Annotated in this window: 1 protein-coding gene; it reads right to left on the bottom strand. The window is 63.0% G+C overall.

From position 1 onward, the window contains the following. Nucleotides 1-202: 202 nt before the first annotated feature. Complete coding sequence (locus tag Tam10B_RS12840; protein WP_143248668.1) at nucleotides 203-1390, bottom strand: IS1249 family transposase; 1188 nt, start codon at nucleotides 1388-1390, stop codon at nucleotides 203-205. Nucleotides 1391-1701 lie beyond the last annotated feature (311 nt).

Genomic DNA, 1701 nt, shown 5'->3' with positions numbered 1-1701 from the left:
CATGCCGGTGGATGCGGAGGATTCGTCCGATTCGGAGTTCGAGCCGGAAGATCCCGCCATCCGCTTCGACTAGGCTTTCAGCTTCGAGCCGGCCGGTTTTCCTGTATAGCCTTGGCTCTGCGGCTGCATGGCTGAGATAATGCTCCAGGGTTAAGTAAAGAAACGTGGGTCTTATTCGCGCGTGTTGTCGGCGTGGCGTGGGTCATTTCGAGCGTCCGGCCCAGCCTTTTCTGACGCCGAATCCGTTCTCGTAGGCATCGACGCCGGTGGCCGGCAGCTGCACCGCGGTAACGGTGCCGGGTATGGAATCACCGTTCTCGATTGGCTCCCCTCCCGTTGTTCTCCAGTGTTCGGGGGTGACGAACGACATGGGATCGGGGCCCGCGGTCAGCATGTACACCGTCCATTCGCAGCAACGCTTCATATGCGCTTCCGACAGTCCCCGGTGGTGGCCGAGCGTGCGTTTGACGACCGCGTTGACTCCGCCCTCCAGCTGGTTCGTGGTCGACGGCAACGGACCGTGGTCCTTGGTGATGGCGGGGTCGCAGAACGCGAACAGCATCCCGGCGCGGTTGAGCCTGACGAGCCGGAAGTAGGCGCGGCGCAGGCGTTCGTGCGTCCACCACCATTTACGGCCCCTCGCATGCATGGGATCCTGTTTGGCGGTGGTTCTCTCCTTGAGGTAATCCCCGTGCTCCCCGTGCCACGCGTTGAGATCGGCGAGCCATGCGGCGGCCTCGTCCGCGGTTTTCACCTTGGTGAGCCCGCGGGCGAGCTTGAGCAGCTTCCTTCCCGCCTCGCTCTTGGGGTTGTTCGTCAGATCGACGCGCGTGTTGCGCAGCACGTGCACGAGGCACCGCTGCACGGCAGCGTCCTTCCAGCGTTGCGCGGCGGCCGCCAGGCAGCCTTGGCCGCCGTCGCACACCAGCAATCCCGGCCCCTTCACCCCGTGGAACAGCTGCAGGTAGGCCGGCTTCGTCTCCGTGGAGCACCACTGCCACCTCACCGGCCGGCCGTCGTCGCCGGTCAGGACCAGCAGGCACCAGCCATAGGGCACGTACGTGCCGTCCGCCATCACATACCGGTGGGAGCGCGAAACGGACGGAAGGGTCGGCTCCACCCTCCAGCACCACGCGATGCGGGTGGCGAACGCCTGCCGGGTGATCCCGAGCCGGGCCGCGGCCTCGCCCATGGACTGCTTGCCGGTCACCCATGAGAGGAACGCACGGAACTCCGCCATGCGCGCCCGGTCCTCCCGTCTCATGGTCGAGCTCAGCCGGCACGCATCGCACCTCCAACGCTGCGCCCCGGCCCTCGTGAATCCCTTCTTGCGCATCGGCTCATTGCACACCGGGCATCTTCTCGCCTTCGAGGACTTGTTCCTGCTCATGGAACAAGCCAACCCGAAAAGTCAAGCACCCGGCCGGATTAACAACCAAACCGTTAATCACACCCCGACACGCAAGACAGGAGAACACCTCGCCCCGGATTTAAGACCCACGTTTCTTTACTTAACCCCGAGTTCGTCGAAGGGCGGCATTTTTTATGCCATCACCGTCTTTTGCGGACCTATCTCGCAGTTGGAACGTTGTCACGGGTGCATGCAGAGAGCTATCCATTGATTTGGAGGTTCTTGGAAAACCAGAGGTCACGCTCTTACACTCGCGGATCTGCAATATTGCATTGCTTCGGCAAGAAAGC

Source organism: Bifidobacterium vansinderenii (assembly GCF_002234915.1).
In the GTDB taxonomy this organism is placed as follows: Bacteria; Actinomycetota; Actinomycetes; order Actinomycetales; family Bifidobacteriaceae; genus Galliscardovia; species Galliscardovia vansinderenii.
This window is presented reverse-complemented; position numbering and strand designations above follow the sequence as displayed.

Coding starts and splice junctions, on each gene's coding strand:
- Tam10B_RS12840 (WP_143248668.1), bottom strand. CDS start 1,390: ATGAGCAGGAACAAGTCCTCGAAGGCGAGAAGATGCCCGGTGTGCAAT.